The following is a 16,489-nucleotide window of genomic DNA, read 5'->3' as shown; positions in this document are numbered from 1 at the left end:
TTGCCTCTTCGCAAGGGGCTTTTTTGAGGGATGCATCTAATAAAAGAAGGTTTTCTTTTGAAAAAAGTGTTTCGAGCATAGGGGCACATGGCCATGTGCCCGTACAGGGAAAAGATATTTTTGTTTTTATTCTCTCCTTATATATAGGTAGGGGGCATATAGCCATGTGCCTCTTTCAAAAAGAAAAGCACAAAAAAAGGAGAGCTGTGCTCTCCTTTTTATACAAAAACAAAATAATAATTCTAAAATCTTAAAATGATGTTGTGATTCCTACTGTTAATCCTGCTGCTTCTGTTACATAACGGCAAACACCACCTACACATAATAACCCTCCACGTTGTCTTCCGTAGCTCGTTGAAACACGCGTTGTTCCTTTTGTATAGCTGATACCTGCATTATAGTAATGAATTTTCTTTTCTTTATCATCATTACCATAATTATACATATCATTAACAAACACAGCCCAATTCGCATTATAAGCAAACTCTAACGTACCAGCTAACCAGTTCTTTTTATCCTTATCCGCCCACATATGCTGTGCCTCCAAACGTATAGACTTATTTTCCAAAAATTGATACGTTGTTTCTGCACTTATAATCTGAGCTTTAACATCCTCAAATTTACCTTCTAACGCAACAGCATTATAATATTGATCTAAATACATAAAAATCGAAGACCAATCACTAGACCAGCGTTTTCTAACTTCAAATCCTAAGTCTCGATAATTTTTTTGTCCAAAAGACAAAAATTCTGAAGACAATTCCTTGTCTACAATATCATATTCTGTTTTCAACCCTGCCCAATAAGAACCATTAATTACAAGATTAGTACCATATTTCCCCCCTAACGTACTTCCTTTAGGAAATTCATAATAAAAATCAAACTGTCCACCAATCTCTCCCGCCTTTTGACCTAATAAATCAACTGCCGTTTGCGCCTGATAAACATAAATATTCTGTAGCGAATAATCGTATTGTTTTACTAAAGCAGGTAGATAATTTAACACTCCTTGGTGGTAGTCATTTTTAGTAAACTGTCTTTCAGAATAAAAAGACATATTCTCCATTCTTCTGAAGTTAAAATCAAAAGATAGTCCTTTCTGAGCATAACCTAAATTAACTAGCCATGCATTACTATCCAATTTCATGTTTTTATTAATACTTATTGCAGTAGCATAATAATCTTTATCCCTAAGTACATATTCAGATCCTAAATAAAATCCTCCTTGACGGTAGTCGAATCTAAAAGAATACCCAGAGGTAAAATTATCTAATCCTTTATTTAAATCATCCGATTCTAATGAACGCCCTAAATAACTAAGGCCTAAACTCAAATCTAAATTCTCAGCATTAACAACTTGTCCAACATCTACATTCAAATCCCCTCCAAATACAATAGATTTAGACAAATCAAAACCCATAATTGTTCTTTGCTTTCCTCCTAGTACTGTAATCTCTCCCCAAGAACCGATTGAATACTTAGCATTTAACCCAAACATAGCATTATTAATTCCCAGCTGTCTATCTTCCCACGCTCTAAAAAGCAAGCCACTTCCAAATTGATCATAGAAATGTCCTGCAGTAACATCTAAGCCCTTTTCTACATTATTATATCTCGCATAAATAGTTCCAATATCAAAATTTTTGAACTCTGGATTATAGTTTAAAATAGGATTGGGTGCATAGCTTTCCAATTGGGTTCCAAACGACCAATTTTTATAATCATAATCCACCTTTAAGTAAGAATTTGCTCGGAAACGATCTTTTTCAGCTTCTACTGGATCTAATTTAATTTTTTTATCATCAACATACCATTGTGAATTATTTTCTAAACCGACTCTAATCTGAGCATGTGCATTTACCAAACTAAAAAAAACACCAACTGCTAATAATACTCTTTTCATATTTTAATTTTTTAGCGCTGCTTTTACCTGTTTATATAATTCTTTTTCTATTCCTGGGGTATAACTCGTGTGTTTGTATACAATTTTTCCTTTATATACAACAGCAGTAAAAGGCACATTTGTCACATTCATCGCACGCTTCAATTCGTGATTTTGATCTAGTAACACTTGATAATCCCATCCTTTTCCATTAACTAATGGCTTTACTCTCTTTACTGATTTAGCATCATCAATAGAAACAGCAACTAACTTTACGCCTGTTTCCTTTTGCCAAGTCGCATATTCATCATTAATAGCTCCTAATTCCTTTAAACAAGGTCCGCACCAAGTAGCCCAAAAACTTAAAATCACAGGTTTCTCTTCCTTAGCTAAATCACTAATATTAAATGCTTTCCCATCCATATCCTTCAATACAACTGAAGGTAAAGTCGTTTGTTGTGCACTGATAGACAAAGAGGAAACTAACAGCAGTAATACTAAAAAAACTCTCATAAAAAAATACTTACTTTAAATTAAAAAGTAAATATATACAAAAAAACAAACTATTAACTTTTTATTATGTTTTTTTTATTTGTAATATTGTATATAATTTAACCATTAATTAACAACAAATCAACATGAGAAAAAAAATCTTACAATCCGCAATTTTAATACTCACTATGGCATTCATGGTAGGATGTTCAAGTGATGACAGTAGTTCTACTGGTGGCGGAAATCCTGATGGTGGAAACCCAGGGGGAGAAAACCCAGGGGGAGAAAACCCAGGGGGAGAGAATCCAGGAGAAACAGGTACTACTTACTATATGAAAAAAGTAATTTTAGAAGATTACACTTCTATAGGTTGTGTTGCTTGTCCTATCGGTTCTTTCATTATTGAAGGAATTAATGAAAGTGAATATAAAGATCATATTATTCCAGTTTCAGTACATGATCATTTTCAAAGTACACAAGATCCATTTAAAATTTCTGCTGTAGACACTTATGCTAGACATATGCGTGTACAATATTTACCAAGTTTATACTGGAACAGAGTAAGTACGCGTTGGGACTATCCTGAAGATTTACTTGCTGGTAGAAGAGAGGGGAATGATGTTATTTACTTTTTTGATCATAATGTATTTAAAGATTACATCAACCAAAGCAATCATTTAAAAAACAATTCTACAATAGGAATTAAGATTGCTTCAACATTAACTCAAAGTTCTGGAGAAGTATCATTAAATATTAAGGTAGGAAAAGACGATGACAAGAATTTAAAATACCTTGTTTATGTACTTGAAGATGGTTTAATTAATAAACAAGCAAATGGTACGCCATTATATGGTAATACTTCAGGAAATCCAAGATGGGAAAACAACTTCAATCATGACAATGTTTTAAGAGCAACAAACGACATTTTGGGAACTACAATTACAGCTTCAGATTTTTCCGAAACTAATGAATTCTCTAAAACTGTATCGTTAAATTATACAGCTAAAAACACGACTAATTTAAAAGTAGTTGTAGCTGTACTAAACGACAAAGGTATTGTACAAAATGCACAAATAGCAAAAGCAAACACAACACAAGACTACCAAATAGTGGAATAAATCACTTACTTATATAAAAAAACCTATACTTCAATGTATAGGTTTTTTTATGTCTTATTGTAAAAACAAAAAAGCCTGACAATTACTTGTCAGGCTTTTTTTGCTCCCCCTCTTGGGCTCGAACCAAGGACCCTCTGATTAACAGTCAGATGCTCTAACCAACTGAGCTAAGGAGGAAGGTATCTTACCTTAAATGCAGTGCAAATATAACATCATTTTTTATTTTTGCAAATACATTCGCTTTATTTTTTATTTACTTGAATATCGCTTTGTAAATATCATTTCCATTTGCAAACAACAGCAACCCTATAAGTATAAAGAAACCAACCATTTGTGCATTTTCCAAGAACTTATCGCTTGGCTTTCTTCCTGTAATCATTTCATATAACAAGAACATTACATGTCCTCCATCTAAAGCTGGAATCGGCAATAAGTTCATTACTCCTAACATGATAGATAAAAGCGCCGTAATATTCCAGAAATACTCCCAACTCCAAACAGAAGGAAAGATATCATAGATTGCTTTGAATCCACCTACTCCTTTATAAGCACCTGTTTCTGGTTTAACAATTTTCTTTAATTGATCAAAGTAACCTCCTACTTTTTCAACCCCTTTTCCTATTCCTACTGTGATAGATTCACCTAATGAATATTTTACCTGACTAATGGTATATAACCCCATTTTTTCAATGGTATCAATAGACAAAACTGGTGCAAAGAAAAGATTTAATTTTCCGTCTTGATCAACTTGTATATCAACCGTCATTTCTTTTCCATCTCTTTCGATTACAGCTGGAACAATCTTGCCTTTATTTTCTGCTAATACAGTTTGTACTTCATCTACAAAAGGTGTATTCACACCGGCAATGCTTTTGATTTGATCTTTCACTTGCAATGCTTTTGCGTTTGTTTGATCCCCTTCTTCATTAAAGGCCACCACTACAAAAGGAACACGTAAAGAAATTAATCCTCCAGCCTTATTTCCTTCACTTATTTGTCCAAGTAAATTGACTGGTAAATCAATATTTTCTTTTACTCCATTGCGTTCAACTTCTACTTGATGTCCCATCATAATAGCGTATCCAACATCATTAAATCGCTCAATTTCCTTTCCATCTACAGCAACAATTTTATCTCCTGTTTTTAATCCTGCTTCTTGTAAGATAGGCGATTGTACCCAAACTCCGTGATCCATATCCTTATTTGAAATATACAGATCACCATACGCATAAGTCATTCCAATATAGATAACAAAAGCTAAAATGAAATTCACTGTAACTCCACCTAACATAATGATTAAACGTTGCCAAGCGGGTTTTGAACGAAACTCCCAAGGTTGTGGCTCACTTTTCAATTGCTCCGTATCCATACTCTCATCCACCATTCCTGATATTTTCACATACCCACCTAAAGGCAACCATCCAATACCATAAACGGTATCACCAATTTTCTTTTTGAACAAAGAAAATTTCACATCAAAAAATAGGTAGAATTTTTCTACGCGAGTTTTAAATAATTTAGCCGGAATAAAATGTCCTAACTCGTGTAAAATAATCAAGAAGGATAAGCTCAATAAGAATTGAGAAAGTTTAATCAATATTTCCATTGTACTAATTTCGTTTCAAATCTGAATAATAAGCAAAAATAAAATTTTAGTTTAACTAACCGCCATTTTTTTATTAAACTATTCTTTTTTAAGCCATCGCTTCTCTTTTTATTCTTCTTTTAGTGATTTCATCTCACTGTTTATCTTACATACAGCTTACATTCAGCTGTTGCTTATTCTAAATGTTTACTAGGAGATTTACAGCATACCCTTGTTAAACGTTGTTTTTCTATTCCTTTTAGATCTTTTCATTCTAAGAATTAGGATGAAAAGCAACAAAAAGGCAAATAATAAAAAAGTATTTTCTAACTTTGTTATCTTAAACCATTATTTATAATATGTTACAGATAGCTTTTATTAGAGAGAATCAAGAACAAGTGATTAAGGGCTTGGCGAAAAGAAATCTTGATGTTACGGAAGTGCTAAACGAAGTGCTTGCTTTGGATGAAAAAAGAAGAGCAACACAAGTTGAATTAGACAATGTCTTAGCAGAATCCAACAAGCTATCCAAAAGTATTGGCGAGTTAATGAAGAGTGGAGAAAAAGCTAAAGCAGAACTCATCAAAGAAAAGACATCTAATTTACGTGAGCAAAGTAAGGAATTAACGGAACAGTTAAACCAAGTTTCTACGGCGCTTACGGATCTATTGTATACACTTCCAAATGTACCTACAGCTATTGTTCCTGCAGGAAAAGATGCAGATGACAATATTACGGTTCACCAACATGGAGAAATCCCAACGTTACATGAAGGCGCATTACCTCATTGGGAATTAGCAAAAAAATACGATTTAATTGACTTTGAGTTAGGAAACAAAATCACTGGCGCAGGTTTTCCTGTATATAAAGGTAAAGGGGCTCGCTTACAACGTGCTTTAATCTCTTACTTTTTAGATAAAAATACAGCAGCAGGTTATAAGGAATACCAAGTACCTCATGTAATCAATGAGGCTTCTGGATTTGGAACAGGACAACTACCAGACAAAGAAGGACAGATGTATCATATTGGTGTGGATGATTTATACTTAATTCCAACTGCAGAGGTACCTATTACGAATATGTTTAGAGATATGCTTTTACAAGAGAGCGATTTTCCAATCCTTTGTACAGGTTATACACCTTGTTTCCGTAGAGAAGCAGGTTCATATGGTGCACACGTAAGAGGATTAAACCGCTTACATCAATTTGACAAAGTAGAAATTGTACGTATCGAGCATCCAGACAATTCATACCAAGCGCTTGATGGCATGGTAGAACATGTACAAGAATTATTACACGAATTAAAATTACCGTACAGAATCTTGAGATTATGTGGAGGAGACATGGGGTTCACTTCTGCATTAACGTATGACTTTGAGGTATTTTCAACGGCACAAGATAGATGGTTAGAGATTAGTTCAGTGTCTAACTTTGAAACGTTTCAAGCGAATCGTTTGAAATTGCGTTTTAAAGATAAGAGCGGAAAAAGTCAATTGGCTCATACATTAAATGGTAGTTCATTAGCATTACCGCGTGTATTAGCTGGTATTTTAGAGAATTATCAAACTCCTGAGGGCATTGTGATACCTGAGGTCTTAAGACCGTACACAGGATTTGATATTATTGATTAATTTTACACGACGCGTATAAGTATATGAAAAGCACCAAATCCTAAAAAGACATTTGGTGCTTTTTTTATCTTTGCATAACTCAAATTCAAACTAGATGATTATTTACAATATCACGATAAACATTCACGAAAGTGTACACGATGAGTGGATGGCATGGACCAAAGAATTTTATATTCCTGGTATCTTAAATACAAAAAAATTTAATAAAGCTCGAATGGTTAAGGTTTTAGTAGACGAAGATATGGGCGGAATCACCTATTCCATTCAATTCGAAACAGCAAGTGCTGATCTATTACAACAATATTACAACGAAGAGCATGATTTATTTGAAATGGAATCGCGCAAGAAGTTTGGCGATATGATGCTTACTTTTTAAAACAGAATTAGAGCTTATAAGCGAATACTAAACCGAGAATTAATGGACAAAGTTAGAGCAAAAAAACACTTGGGACAGCACTTTTTAACGGATGAAAATGTTGCGAAGCGAATTGCCGATACGCTTACCCTAGAAGGGTATAACAAGGTGTTAGAGATTGGTCCTGGAATGGGTGTATTGACCAAATATATTTTGGAGAAACCCATTGAAACCTTTGTCGTAGAAATCGACACAGAGTCTGTGGATTACTTACACAAGCATTATCCCAAACTACATGGCCATATTTTTGCGCAGGATTTCCTAAAATTCAACATTGTACAAGCTTTTAATCAAGAGCCTTTTACTGTTATCGGAAATTTTCCGTACAACATTTCAAGTCAAATTGTATTTCGCGTTTTAGAACTTCGCGATTTTGTTCCAGAATTTTCAGGAATGTTCCAAAAAGAAGTAGCCGAACGCATCTGTGAAAAGAAAGGGAGTAAAACCTATGGGATCCTCTCTGTATTGACACAAGCCTTTTATGATACGGAATATTTATTTACCGTATCTGAACATGTGTTCAATCCTCCCCCCAAAGTAAAATCAGGAGTGATGCGCATGCGTAGAAAAGAAAATTACACCCTACCTTGCAATGAAAGACTATTCTTTACTGTGGTAAAGACAGCTTTCAATCAACGTCGAAAAACCTTGAGAAATAGCTTAAAAAGTTTTGGTTTACCAGATGAAATTAGAGAAGAAGCTATTTTCAACATGCGTCCAGAACAATTAGGTGTGGAAGAATTTATTGATCTTACAAAAAAAATAGAAATACATGGAGTTCAAAATCAGTGATGAAACTATTTTACAAATCGAAGACCTTATTGCTACAGGTAGAGAAGCTGAATTATTAGCATTTCTTAAGGATATCCATGCTGTGGATATAGCAGAAATCATGAATGAACTTCACTCCGAGGAAGCCATTTATATCTTCGATATATTAGATAGTGAAGTTACTGCAGAGATATTACTTAATTTAGATGATGATTTACGAGAAAAGATTTTAAAAAGTCTTTCTCCTAAAGAAATTGCCGAAGAGCTTGATGAACTAGATACCGATGATGCCGCTGATATCATCGCAGAATTATCGGAAAAGAGAAAAGAAGAAGTTCTCTTAGAGCTAGAAGATTTAGAACACGCCAAAGACATTGTCGAATTATTGCGCTATGACGAAGATACGGCAGGAGGATTAATGGCAAAAGAGTTTGTATCGGTCAATGAAAATTGGTCTATATTAACTTGTGTCAAAGAAATGCGCAAACAAGCGGAGCACGTTTCCCGTGTCCATTCAATCTACGTTGTGGATGATGAAGGCCGTCTAAAAGGACGTCTATCACTAAAAGACTTACTAACGTCTTCTACAACGACGCACATTAGTGATGTTTATATTCCTAAAGTAGACTATGTCAAAGTAGATACGGAAGATACAGAAGTAGCACGTATTATGCAGAAATACGATTTAGAAGCTATTCCTGTAGTGGATGAAATGGGGCGATTAGTAGGAAGAATTACAATTGATGATATTGTTGATGTTATTAAAGATGAAGCAGACAAAGATTATCAGTTGGCTGCGGGTATTTCACAAGACGTTGATACCAATGACAGTATCTTAACCTTAACTAAAGCAAGATTACCTTGGTTAATTCTCGCCATGATCGGTGGTTTTGTAGCAGTAAATGTATCGCGAAGCTTTGAAGATGCCATGGAGAAGTTTGGTGTACTTTTCTTTTTCACTCCATTAATTGCCGCTATGGCTGGAAATGTAGGTGTTCAATCTTCTGCCATTATTGTTCAAGGACTTGCAAATAACACTATCTCTGGATCCATTTGGAAGCGTTTAGGTAAAGAAGTATCCTTAAGTTTATTAAATGGCTTCTTATTGGCTATTTTATTGATGATTGGGAGTCATGTACTACTAGGTGTGGATTATATTATTGGAGTTACAGTATCCATTGCCTTAATCAGCGTAATTATCATTGCTAGTTTGATTGGTACTTTTGTACCCATTCTATTAAATAAGTATGGCGTCGATCCAGCTTTGGCTACGGGCCCTTTTATTACCACAAGTAATGATATTTTCGGTATCTTAATTTATTTTTCCATTGCCAAAGTCATTCTTGGCTTCTAAATTTCACAACATGGAAGCAAAAAAAGTATTACACCTAGATAGTAATCACCCTTTGATGATAGAACAACTCACTCAAATGGGATATACCAATGTAGAAGATTACACATCGAGTAAAGAAACCATAGAAAACACAATACACGAATACGAAGGTATTATTATACGCAGTCGATTTAAAATTGACCAGGCTTTCTTAGAAAAAGCGACACAACTTAAATTTATTGGTCGTGTTGGTGCGGGTTTAGAAAACATTGACTGCGACTTCGCAGTATCGAAAGGAATTACCTTAATTGCGGCACCAGAAGGCAATCAAACAGCTGTTGGAGAACATGCCTTGGGGTATGTTATTGACATTATTCAACAAATTAAACCTTGTTGATCAAGAAGTAAGAGCTGGTATTTGGATTCGCGAAGGCAATAGAGGCCATGAAATTGAAGGAAAAACAGTTGGAATTATTGGATACGGCCATATGGGAAATGCTTTTGCTAAACGCCTACAAGGCTTTAATTGCGAAGTTATTTTTCACGATATCCAGGATAACTTATCCAATCAATATGCCACGCAAGTTTCTTTAGCCACCTTACAACAAAAAGCAGACATCGTCAGCTTACATATTCCTCAAACACCAGAAACAATTAACCTCATTGATCAATCTTTTATTGAGCAGATGGCTAAACCTTTTTGGCTAATTAATACCGCACGAGGCAAATCTGTACATACTGCTGATTTAGTTGCTGCATTAGAAAATGGAAAAATAAGAGGAGCTGCCTTAGATGTATTAGAGTATGAAAAGTCCTCCTTTGAACATATGTTTGCTGACGAAACACTACCTCAACCGATGCAATACTTGATTCAATCAGAAAAAGTCTTACTATCCCCTCATATTGCAGGCTGGACCTTTGAAAGTAAAAAGAAACTAGCTCAAGTAATCATCGATAAGATTCGATTAAATTTTAATTAATCTAAAATATAACATAAAAAAAGGTACCTCATGAGGTACCTTTTTTTATGTTTATTTTTTCTTATCCTCTTGAATCACTACTGTAGCATTTAGTGATTCTCCCAAAGCAAATGCCTCTCCAACTATTTCACCATCTAAGGTAACTCTAATCTCCATTTTTGAGTCTTTACTTTGTCCTAAACCTTGTGCAGTAAAACTTATTTTTTGCTGTTCTGTTTTATGATATATTTTAGACCATGCTGTCTCTTTTAAATCATCAATAACATCATTTTTTACATTTTTTCCATCATAAACTACCCCCATTATTTTATTAATGGTAGCATCTTCTGTTACCGTAACAGTCACCAGGTATTCTTTTCCTTCTGGAACCACTACTGATGCACTATCATCTGAGCTGCAACTTGAAATTCCAGCACCAAGAACAACAGCCAACAGCATAAATTTTATTTTTCTGAACATATGGTTTATTTTTCATTAAATTTTTTAATGAACTAAAAATTCATTTCTAAATATAAGTCTTTCCCTTTTACTTCTTTTTCTTTCAAGACAATACCGTCTTTACCTGTTACTGTAATAGTCATCTTAGAAGATGTACTTGCACCCACACCATTCGCTTCAATACTTACACGTTCAGCAACCGTAAGCGTATACGATCTTTCCCATTGTGTTATTTTTGGCTCTTGCCCTTGTTCTCCCTCTTCATCCTCATCTACAACAGGAGCAGGTTCAATAAATTTTTCTTCCGTTATCTGAACACCATCATAGTAATATGCCACAATCTGTTCCATTTCAACATCCTCGGTAATTTCTATTAACACATTGTATTGTTTCTTATCTAATTTAAGTACAGGATTGCCATCATCTGAACTACATGCAGATAGTCCTAACGCAATAATTGCACAGACTACAATAAACTTAACTTTTCTGAACATCATTTTTACTTTTATTTAACAATTCAAAAATAGGATTTTTTTTGTCTTATTCAAAAGTTTAACTACTCATTTTAAGCACCAGAACGTTAAAGTATAGGGCCAATAAAATACAGCGAGCTCCTTTGATAAGGATATTCTTAATTTCTATTCCAACAAAAGTTGAAACTAAATGGTTCCAAGTAAACTTCTACTTAAAAGATAACTTCTCCGTAAAGTGATTTTCCTTTAACTACAAACTCAGCTTCCTTAATAATATTCTGGCTCTTTTTTACACGAATTTGAAGTTTAGATTCTTCATTTTCACTTGAAGCGAATACCATAACAGTAATTTTTTGTTTTACTGTTTTTTTGAAATTCTTTGTCCATTCTCTTTTCCCCTCAAACTTGTCTTTAATGAATGTATTAACCTCTTTTCCTTCAATTGTAGCCACTTCAATACGTTGAAATTCTACATCTCTTGTTCCAGCAACCTCTACCACATACTCCTCATTCGAAACTCGATACCCTGATCCAGATTTTTTAGTGGAGGTGGAACTATCATCAGAACTGCAAGCTGAAGCACTTATTGCTATCATCGCGCAAACTAAAAAAAACTTAACTTTTCCGAACATTGTTTTTACTTTTATTTAACAACTCAAAAGTATACGTTTTTTTGAATTATACAAAAAATACCGAATTTTTTATTTACAAAAACAATTCTAAACGACAAAAGAACAGAATCATTAATTAAATTATCAAATAAAAACACAAAAAAAGGTATTCTAAATTAGAATACCTTTTTTTGTGTTTTTATAATACTGCTGCTACTGTCATTATCTGTCCTTTTCCTGAACTTTCTTTAACAACAGTTGACCCTTTCATAATTTTTACTGTCAGTTTAGAGTTTTCATCTTTACCAAAGCCACCTGCAGTAACCCCTAAACTTTGTTTTGCTGATTTTTTATATGTTTTAGACCATTCTCTTTGTCCATTAAACTCTTGAATCAAGTCTGTATCCATTTCTTGACCATTTGTCAAGGTAACCATTACCTGTTCAAGTGTTGCTCCTGGGGTAACAGAAACTACAACTTTATATTCTCCACTCTCTCCTGTTGGTGGATTATCTGGTGTAGAACTATCATCAGAACTACAAGCTACAGTTCCCATTGCAAGAACTGCACAAATCATGATAAATTTAATTTTTTTCAACATTGTTTTTCACATTTATTTAACACGGTAAAAATAAATATTTTTCCGAATTAAAAAAATATTAATACAAAAAAACAAGTAGAAACTTATAGATATCTAAAATTAACAACAAACACTTTATTTGTTATGAAAAAAATAAAAAATTAAACCTAAAAACAGTCTATCCTTCAATTTAATTCAAAAAATATGCAATCAAAAGAAAAGGGCATCCTTTTGGGACACCCTTTTTTATCTTTAATTATATTTATTCGCTTCTTCTTGTATTTTTCGTTCAAGTTCTGCTTCAAACTCTTCCATCACTGGCTTTACCGTACTTTCTGGTAAATCGGCAATTTTGATATACATTAATCCATCTATTGCATTATTGAATAAAGGATCCACATTGAATGCAATTACTTTTGCATTTTGCTTGATGTACTTCTTAATCAATACAGGCACTCTCAACTTTGCAGGCTCAACATCTTCGATAATCTTATCAAATTTATTTAAATCTGATTCCGTCTCATTAAAAATCAAATCCTTATCAGCATCTTTTAAGTTTACCTTATATTCCATCTTAGGTGTAACATATTGTGCAATAAAAGGATCAAAATAATGCGAGCGCATGAATTCAATCATCAACGACTTAGAAAAATCAGAAAATTGATTACTGATACTCACCCCTCCTATTAAATACTGATGTTCTGGAAAACGCAAAGTGGTATGTACAATTCCCTTCCAAAGGAGAAACAAAGGCATTGGCTTTTGCTGGTATTCTTTGACAATAAACGCGCGTCCCATTTCAATTGATTGAGCCATCATTGGGTAAAGTTCTGATTCAAAACGAAACAATTCGTTCAAATAAAACCCATTAATCCCATATTTTTTATAAATCTCTGATCCCAATCCCATGCGATACGCTCCACATATTTGTTCTGCTTCGCTATCCCATAAGAACATGTGATGATAATACTTATCATATTGATCTAAATCTAGCTCATTATTAGTCCCTTCTCCCACTTCGCGAAACGTAACCTCTCTAAGTCGACCAAGCTCTAATAATATTGTCGGAATCAAATCAGATTTACACAAGAACACTTCGTAATTTTTGCTTTGCAGCAATCGAAAGTCTTTTTCACGTAAAACTTCTATTTCTTGTTTGATTCTATCTAGGGGTTGTGGAGGGACAATGTCCTTTACCATCTTTGGAAATTTAAAATTAAAAGACGGAACTTTAATCCACTTTTGGGAGTCTTCGTCTTTATAAGCGTTAGATAACAAATACGTTTTAAAACGCAAAAAGTTACCATAATCACTTAAATCATAATGTTCATTTTGTTCCTCAACCGATATTGGACGACCGATGCGAATCTTGATTACGCGATCTTTTTGTGTCAATAGCTCTGAAGGCAACTTCGCTGTGCGCAAAGTTGGATTAATCTGCGATAAAAAGTAAAATAATTTACTGTTTTTCGCATGAAAATAAATAGGTACTACAGGTACATTCGCTTTTTTAATCAGCTTAATAGCTCCCTCTTCCCACGGTTTATCAACCACCAATCGATCATCCTTATAAGTAGATACCTCACCCGCAGGGAATATCCCTAGTGGTTTTCCATCACTTAAATGCCGTAATGTATCTTTTAACCCCAATACACTTGACTTTACATCCTTGTTATTCTCAAATGGATTAACAGGCATAATATAAGGTTTCAAAGGCTCAATACGATGCAATAAAAAGTTGGCAATAATCTTAAAATTAGGATCATGCTCCAACATTAATTTTAGAAGTAAAATTCCATCAATTCCACCCAACGGATGATTAGAAATGGTAATATACGGTCCTTTTTTAGGCAATCGTTTTAATTCCTCTGGATCTATTTGAAATTCAATCTGAAACTCTTCTAGAATAGAATTTAAAAACTCTAATTCTTCTAAATGTTTATTTCTATCGTAAATCTTATTTAATGTGGTAACCTTAAGCGTCTTCATAAGCAACCACCCCGTAAAAGTACCCAAGATACCATACTTGTCCACGTTTATCGCCTTCGCTACTTCCTTAGCTGTTACTAACCCCATCAATTTGAAAATTTAAGTAAGACAAATATACTAAAATCTTTAGGTAATCTATTTTATTTTATCATCCTCGACTGCATATCCCTAGCATTGTCAAAGATATTGACCTAAATAACTGATTAAAAAAAAGATATATGCTGTAAAAATTATTTATTCTTCTTTGCTATCATCCGATACAAATATTTCATTTTTTATCTTTTTTAACTATAAATACAGTAAAACCCAACCTAGACAATCAACAACAAGACTGGTTCTATGTTGAACAAGTCTAGAATGCTAATTAAAAATTAAAAACGCATCTCTCCTTTTCTTTTCCTGCATCGGAATGTTTATTTTTTCTACTTTTGATTTTCATACAAAAACCAGGCATAATGAAAAAAATTATATCCTATAATGTAAATGGAATTCGTGCAGCAATCAAAAAAGGACTTTTAGAATGGATGCAAGAAGAGAATGCTGATATCATTTGCTTACAGGAAACCAAAGCGAAAGAAGATCAAGTTCCAACAGATGAAATTACTTTAGCAGGTTATCCCTATCAATACTATTTTTCCGCTCAAAAAGCGGGTTATAGTGGTGTAGCTATTTTTTGCAAGGAAAAACCCAACCATATTACGTATGGAACAGGTATTGACTATATGGATTTTGAAGGAAGAAATCTACGTGTAGATTTTGATACATTTTCTGTCATGTCGTTATACTTGCCTTCTGCCTCTAATATTGATCGACTAGATTTCAAATATCAGTACATGGACGATTTCTTTACCTATATTACGGAGCTTAAAAAAGAAATTCCCAACTTAATTATCTGTGGCGATTACAACATTTGTCATAAAGCCATTGATATCCACGATCCAATTCGCAATGCAAAAGTTTCGGGATTCTTACCAGAAGAAAGAGCTTGGGTAGATAAATTTGTCGATCACGGATTTATTGACAGTTTTCGTGTGTTTCATACAGAACCTCATCAATATAGCTGGTGGACGTACCGTGCAAATGCGAGAAACAACAACAAAGGATGGAGAATTGACTACAATATGGTTGCAGAACCGATGAAGGATCGAATTCTAGGTGCTTCTATATTGCAAGAGGTAAAACACTCCGATCACTGCCCTATTGTTGTAGAAATTAAAGCTTAAACTCAACCTAAAAATTTATCCTTATGATAAAAAGACTGTCCATCGGTTTATTAACGCTAACCACTACTATCCTCTTGTGTAACAAGAAGACTCTATAATGAACTTGACCAAGATTATCAAATGACCTTGGATGATAACCAGCGCTTAGCAGACGAGTTAGCTACGCTCAATAGTTCCATGAGTGATTTAGAGCAAGCTAAAAAGCAATTGGCCCAACAACTGAAAGACTTACAGCAAGAACGTCAAAATTTAAATGCAGAGATTTCAGCGGCTCAAAACAGATTACAAGACTTGCAGCATTCTTATACCAATCTAGAAAAGCACAGTGAGGAATCACTACAAGCAGAAGCAGCAAGACTAGCAAAAGCAAAAGCAGAACTAGATTCAAAATCTAAACGTGTACAAGAGCTTGAAGGTATTTTAGCGGCGAATGACAAACAAATGAAAGCGCTAAAGGATAACTTATCACAAGCCTTAAATGCCTTTGAAGGTAGAGGATTAACCATTGAACAGAAAAACGGTAAAGTATATGTTTCCATGGAAAATAAGCTACTTTTCAAATCGGGTAGTTGGTCTGTCAACGATGAAGGGCGAAATGCAGTAATAGAATTAGGTAAAGTACTCGCTACAAATCCGGATATTTCTGTCTTGATTGAAGGACATACGGACAATGATAAGGTTTTAGGTAATTTAGGTGATGGGGTTCAAAATAACTGGGATTTATCAACCAAACGCGCATTAGCCATTGTTTCTATTTTAACGGAGAATGCGTCAATCGACAAAAAAAATCTTACCGCAGCTGGACGAAGTGAATATGCACCTCTTATGAGCAATAGCACAACCGAAGGCAAAGCTAAAAATAGACGTATTGAGGTCATTCTTACGCCTAACCTAGATAAGATTAATGATATGCTAAACCAATTATAATGGATATTCAAAAAGCTCTATAATTAAATTTATAGAGCTTT

The 16,489-nt window shown here is 34.0% G+C and carries 13 protein-coding genes, 1 tRNA gene and 3 pseudogenes; 8 read left to right on the top strand and 9 right to left on the bottom strand.

From position 1 onward, the window contains the following. Positions 1–250: 250 nt before the first annotated feature. Together M2306_RS15240 and M2306_RS15235 are read right to left on the bottom strand one after the other, a co-directional pair. A complete protein-coding gene (locus M2306_RS15240) occupies positions 251–1,903 on the bottom strand; it encodes a DUF6029 family protein (RefSeq protein ID WP_115091989.1) in 1,653 nt (550 codons plus the stop codon). 3 nt (positions 1,904–1,906) lie between these two features. After that, positions 1,907–2,395, bottom strand: a complete 489-nt coding sequence (locus M2306_RS15235; protein ID WP_060874460.1) for a TlpA family protein disulfide reductase — start codon at positions 2,393–2,395, stop codon at positions 1,907–1,909. Positions 2,396–2,520: 125 nt separating this feature from the next. Between M2306_RS15235 and M2306_RS15230 the strand changes: the two genes are divergently transcribed. Further along, on the top strand, positions 2,521–3,492 hold the full coding sequence (locus M2306_RS15230; RefSeq protein WP_115091990.1) for an Omp28-related outer membrane protein: 972 nt from the start codon (positions 2,521–2,523) through the stop codon (positions 3,490–3,492). Positions 3,493–3,595: 103 nt separating this feature from the next. On the opposite strand, the gene M2306_RS15225 is transcribed toward M2306_RS15230, so the two are convergent. Both M2306_RS15225 and rseP read right to left on the bottom strand, forming a co-directional pair. Next, positions 3,596–3,669 (bottom strand) — tRNA-Asn (locus tag M2306_RS15225). A 76-nt stretch (positions 3,670–3,745) separates the two neighbouring features. After that, the gene (gene rseP, locus M2306_RS15220; protein WP_259189165.1) at positions 3,746–5,098 is read right to left on the bottom strand and encodes an RIP metalloprotease RseP; all 1,353 of its coding nucleotides are present in this window, start codon (positions 5,096–5,098) and stop codon (positions 3,746–3,748) included. A gap of 338 nt (positions 5,099–5,436) precedes the next feature. Between rseP and serS the strand changes: the two genes are divergently transcribed. The 5 genes and pseudogenes from serS to M2306_RS15195 all read left to right on the top strand — a co-directional run bounded on the left by serS (position 5,437) and on the right by M2306_RS15195 (position 10,207). Next, the gene (serS, locus tag M2306_RS15215; RefSeq protein WP_259189166.1) at positions 5,437–6,708 is read left to right on the top strand and encodes a serine--tRNA ligase; all 1,272 of its coding nucleotides are present in this window, start codon (positions 5,437–5,439) and stop codon (positions 6,706–6,708) included. A gap of 94 nt (positions 6,709–6,802) precedes the next feature. Continuing rightward, positions 6,803–7,115: pseudogene (locus M2306_RS15210) on the top strand (DUF4286 family protein). Between the two features lie 11 nt (positions 7,116–7,126). Beyond that, a complete protein-coding gene (gene rsmA, locus M2306_RS15205) occupies positions 7,127–7,915 on the top strand; it encodes a 16S rRNA (adenine(1518)-N(6)/adenine(1519)-N(6))-dimethyltransferase RsmA (RefSeq protein ID WP_002988283.1) in 789 nt (262 codons plus the stop codon). Next, complete coding sequence (mgtE, locus tag M2306_RS15200) at positions 7,896–9,248, top strand: magnesium transporter (RefSeq protein ID WP_002988286.1); 1,353 nt, start codon at positions 7,896–7,898, stop codon at positions 9,246–9,248. The genes rsmA and mgtE overlap by 20 nt, the downstream gene beginning before the upstream one ends. Positions 9,249–9,258: 10 nt before the next feature. Further along, positions 9,259–10,207: pseudogene (locus tag M2306_RS15195) on the top strand (2-hydroxyacid dehydrogenase). Between the two features lie 51 nt (positions 10,208–10,258). Here the strand turns inward: M2306_RS15195 and M2306_RS15190 are convergent. The 5 genes from M2306_RS15190 to M2306_RS15170 form a co-directional block, all read right to left on the bottom strand. Then, a complete protein-coding gene (locus M2306_RS15190) occupies positions 10,259–10,666 on the bottom strand; it encodes a hypothetical protein (protein ID WP_259189173.1) in 408 nt (135 codons plus the stop codon). Positions 10,667–10,698: 32 nt separating this feature from the next. Then, positions 10,699–11,142 (bottom strand): hypothetical protein, encoded by a 444-nt coding sequence (locus M2306_RS15185; RefSeq protein ID WP_115091996.1) that lies wholly within the window; start codon positions 11,140–11,142, stop codon positions 10,699–10,701. Between the two features lie 188 nt (positions 11,143–11,330). Next, the gene (locus M2306_RS15180; RefSeq protein WP_498882895.1) at positions 11,331–11,714 is read right to left on the bottom strand and encodes a hypothetical protein; all 384 of its coding nucleotides are present in this window, start codon (positions 11,712–11,714) and stop codon (positions 11,331–11,333) included. 214 nt (positions 11,715–11,928) lie between these two features. Beyond that, positions 11,929–12,306 (bottom strand): hypothetical protein, encoded by a 378-nt coding sequence (locus M2306_RS15175; RefSeq protein WP_147279646.1) that lies wholly within the window; start codon positions 12,304–12,306, stop codon positions 11,929–11,931. A 255-nt stretch (positions 12,307–12,561) separates the two neighbouring features. Beyond that, entirely contained in the window at positions 12,562–14,385 is a 1,824-nt protein-coding gene (locus tag M2306_RS15170) for a GNAT family N-acyltransferase (RefSeq protein WP_002988300.1), read from the bottom strand. Between the two features lie 368 nt (positions 14,386–14,753). Between M2306_RS15170 and M2306_RS15165 the strand changes: the two genes are divergently transcribed. Together M2306_RS15165 and M2306_RS15160 are read left to right on the top strand one after the other, a co-directional pair. Then, entirely contained in the window at positions 14,754–15,521 is a 768-nt protein-coding gene (locus M2306_RS15165) for an exodeoxyribonuclease III (protein ID WP_002988301.1), read from the top strand. Between the two features lie 23 nt (positions 15,522–15,544). Further along, positions 15,545–16,448: pseudogene (locus M2306_RS15160) on the top strand (OmpA/MotB family protein). The last annotated feature ends 41 nt before the right edge of the window (positions 16,449–16,489 follow it).

The organism is Myroides gitamensis, assembly GCF_029894455.1.
GTDB lineage: Bacteria > Bacteroidota > Bacteroidia > Flavobacteriales > Flavobacteriaceae > Flavobacterium > Flavobacterium odoratum.
This window is presented reverse-complemented; position numbering and strand designations above follow the sequence as displayed.